Origin of the sequence: Gemmatimonas sp. (genome assembly GCF_044345575.1) — a bacterium.
Lineage (GTDB): Bacteria > Gemmatimonadota > Gemmatimonadetes > Gemmatimonadales > Gemmatimonadaceae > Gemmatimonas.
This window is the reverse complement of record NZ_JBIJAW010000383.1, coordinates 1-3,031: the sequence shown is the minus strand read 5'-3', so window position 1 is coordinate 3,031 and position 3,031 is coordinate 1. Positions and strand designations below refer to the sequence as shown.

3 protein-coding genes are annotated in these 3,031 nt (G+C 69.8%); 2 read left to right on the top strand and 1 reads right to left on the bottom strand.

All coding sequences use genetic code 11. The annotated features are described in order from the left end of the window. The first annotated feature begins 249 nt into the window (after positions 1 to 249). Both ACIQ6O_RS15495 and ACIQ6O_RS15490 read left to right on the top strand, forming a co-directional pair. Positions 250 to 810: a DUF2239 family protein gene (locus ACIQ6O_RS15495; RefSeq protein WP_396208680.1), complete on the top strand. Its 561-nt coding sequence runs from the start codon at positions 250 to 252 to the stop codon at positions 808 to 810. Positions 811 to 846: 36 nt separating this feature from the next. Continuing rightward, entirely contained in the window at positions 847 to 1,485 is a 639-nt protein-coding gene (locus ACIQ6O_RS15490) for an MOSC domain-containing protein (RefSeq protein ID WP_396208679.1), read from the top strand. 27 nt (positions 1,486 to 1,512) lie between these two features. Here ACIQ6O_RS15490 and ACIQ6O_RS15485 read toward each other — a convergent pair whose 3' ends face one another. Further along, positions 1,513 to 2,901 (bottom strand): FAD-dependent oxidoreductase, encoded by a 1,389-nt coding sequence (locus ACIQ6O_RS15485; protein WP_396208678.1) that lies wholly within the window; start codon positions 2,899 to 2,901, stop codon positions 1,513 to 1,515. Between the last annotated feature and the right edge of the window lie 130 nt (positions 2,902 to 3,031).

The following is a 3,031-nucleotide window of genomic DNA, read 5'->3' as shown; positions in this document are numbered from 1 at the left end:
GGCGTGGCGGGAGCCGGAACCGTACGGGCGCACCCGCTGAGGGTGCCGCAGACAAGGGCGCTGGTGAGAACCGCGCGAAACGGGAAGCGCATGACCGAAATGGGGTGAGGGTGAGCGAAGGGGACGCTACCCTTGCCGGGAGATGCACGCCAGTTGGCCCGGTACCCGCAGCGCCGACCCGAAGGCGATTGACAATTTCATCCGGATGTATTTATTTCATCCGGATACAATACAACTTTCAATACGAACGTGACTTACTCATTCTTTGCCGGACACCGGTGCCTGACCGCCGGCCCCCTCGAGGCCGTGACCGCCGCGTTTCTGGCGTGCCAGCGGGCGGCAGAGGCCGGCCCCCTGCTCGTCTTCGACGACGCCACCGGCCGTCAGGTCGATATCGACCGCTCCGGCACCGGCGCGGCGCCCGAGTCGACCCAGCCGCCCGAGTCGCTCCCCGCGGCCGACGACGCCACACGCCGCGGCCCCGGGCGCCCTCGCCTGGGCGTCGTGCCCCGCGAGGTCACGTTGCTGCCGCACCACTGGGAATGGCTCAATGCCCAGCCCGGCGGCGCGTCGGTGACGCTCCGCAAGCTCGTGGAGCTCGCGCGCAAGAACGGGGCGGCCGAAGAGCGCGCGCGGCTGGCGCGTGAGGCGTCGTACCGGTTCCTGCACGCGGTCTGCGGCAATCTCCCCGACTTCGAGGAAGTCACGCGCGCCCTCTTCGCCGGTGATCTCGCCGGCATGGAATCGCGCATGCAGGCATGGCCCGACGATGTGCGAAGCTACGCCCTGCGCCTCGCGACCCCGGCGTAACGTGGCACGCCGGTCTGCGGCCAAGGGCTCCGGGTCATGACCCCGGTCACGCTCGTGAGCGTGAACACCGGCGTGCTCGAGCGGCTCACGCCCGCGTCGAAATCACGCACCGGCATCCGCAAGATGCCGGTGGGCGGCGCCGTGCTGTGCGATACCGTCGGCCTCGTGGGCGATGCCATCGGCAACCACAAGCATCACGGCGGTCCCGATCAGGCGGTGTACCTCTACAGCGCCGAGGACTACGCGTGGTGGAGCGACACCCTCGGGCGGCCGTGCGCGCCCGGGCTGTTTGGCGAGAATCTCACCATCAGCCACTGGTGGGATGCGCCGCGGGCCGGTGACCGGGTGCAGTTCGGCGAGGTAATCCTCGAGCTCACGGCCCCGCGCATTCCCTGCAGCACACTCGCCGCGCACATGGGCGATCCGCGTTTCGTCGACCGGTTCGCCAAAGCAGCGCGTCCGGGGGCGTACGCACGCGTGCTGCAGGCCGGAGCGCTCGCCGCCGGCGTCCCGGGGCACGTGTCACCCGGCGACGCGAGCTGGCCCTCCATCGTCGAGCTGTTCGACATGTGGCTCGACGCCACGTGCGATCGGGCGCGACTCATTCACGCCCTGCGCGCGCCCGTGGGCATCCGGCTGCGCGAACGCTTTCTTCAGCGGTCCGCGCCGCGCTGATCCCCTGCGCGGCGGGTTACCGACGCGTCACGCGCCGGCCCCCACGATCGACAGCATCTCGTCGACATTCGTGATCTTCACACGCGGACGCCCCGATGCGGCGCCGCGCTCCTGCTCGGCCTTGTCCAGCGTCTGCCAGTCGGCCCAGCTGGTCACGCGCACCTTCCGCTCGGCCAGTAGCGCATCGATCGTGCTCACATCATCGGCCACCGCCGGCACCGCGCCCGCAGCGATGTCGGCGAGCACCTGCGTGACCGTATCGGTGGCGCACAGCTTGTTGGTGCCGATGATCCCCTGCGGCCCGCGCTTGATCCAGCCGGCCACGTACACCCCCGGCACCACCGTCGTGCTGTCGGCCTGCTCCACCACACGGCCACCGATGTTTGGCACCACGCCGCGGCGGTCGTCGAACGGCACGCCGGCGAGCGCCTTGCCCTTGTAGCCCACCGAACGGAACACGAGTCCCACCGGCAGCTCCTTCGTCTCGTCGGTAGCCACAGCCTTCACGCCGCCCTTGCCGTCCGACTCGAGGCGGTTGCGCACGATCGTCATGCCTTCCACGCGCTCAGTGCCGGCGAGCGACACCGGCGACGCGTTGAAGTGCAGCACCACCTGACGCTTCGCGCCGGTGAGCGGACGGGCCGCCCACTCGCGCAGCACGTCGAGGTTCTTCGCCGGGTTGCGGTCTTCCATGGCCGCCAGTTCGGCTTCGCTGGCCGGGTCAAGCTCGAGATCGCGCGGATCCACCACCACGTCCACGCCCTCGAGTTCCCCGAGTTCACGCAGCTCCGGCGTGGTGCACGCCGCCTGCACCGGCCCGCGACGCGCGATGAGATGAATCGTCTGCACTTCCGAGGCGGCGAGCGCCTGCAGCGCATGATCGGCGAGGTCGGTGCCCGCCAGCACGGCGGTGGGCTTGGCCAGAATGCGCGACACGTCCATGGCCACATTGCCGATGCCGATCACGGCGGCGGCACGCTGCGTGAGGTCGAACGCGCGGGTCGCGTAGTCCGGATGCCCGTTGTACCACGCCACGAACTCGGTGGCCGCATGGCTGCCGGCCAGCTGCTCGCCGGGGATGCCGAGGTGGCGATCGGTCTCCGCGCCGTAGCACAAAATCAGCACGTGATAGCGGGCGCGTAGCTCCTCCACTGTCACGTCGGTCCCCACGTTCACGTGCCCGAGATAGCGGAAGCCGGGCTGCGTGGCGATGCGGTCGAAGATGCGGGTGACCGATTTGATCTTCGGGTGGTCGGGGGCGACGCCGCCACGCACCAGGCCAAACGGCGTGGGCAGGCGATCGATGAGATCGATGGCGATGCCGGGCATGCCCTTCTGCAGCGCCTCGGCAGCGTAGAACCCGGCCGGGCCCGATCCCACGATCGCGACCCGCAACGACGACGATTGAGTGCTCATGCGGGAGAAGATAATCCCGGCCGGGAGTCCCTCCCGCGCACCGGCCGGCGCCCGCTTGCCGGCCGGGCTGGCAGCCGCAAGCTTCCGTCATGCCCATCGTCTTCCCCTTCGACCCGAACATCGCCCGCGC